This window comes from Clostridium sp. DL1XJH146 (genome assembly GCF_054819755.1).
The window spans coordinates 1-268 of record NZ_JBTVVN010000143.1 but is presented as its reverse complement, the minus strand read 5'-3'; the positions used below and the strand labels follow the sequence as shown (position 1 = coordinate 268).

General features: G+C 36.9%; 1 protein-coding gene. It reads right to left on the bottom strand.

All coding sequences use genetic code 11. The features are described from left to right. Window positions 1–48: 48 nt before the first annotated feature. On the bottom strand, window positions 49–268 hold a 220-nt coding region (locus ACVHXK_RS18870; RefSeq protein WP_461207943.1), incomplete at its 5' end, for a hypothetical protein.

Genomic DNA, 268 nt, shown 5'->3' with positions numbered 1-268 from the left:
GAGGCGAAATTAAGGAATCTGATGATAAAAAGCCTCATCAAACAAAGCTTATTTAATTTTCGCTCTAAAAATTCTATGATAACAGATTGCCTGCACACCGCCCCGCACAAACATAAAAGTTAAAAAAGCAATCCACAAGCCAGCATTACTGAATTTTGGAAAAAGTAAAAAACGAAGCAAAAAGAAACTTGCAGCAGCTAGAAAAACAGCAAGCAGCATAAGGCGTGACGAAGTTGTTCCAATATAAAGCCCATCATAGAGAAAAGCA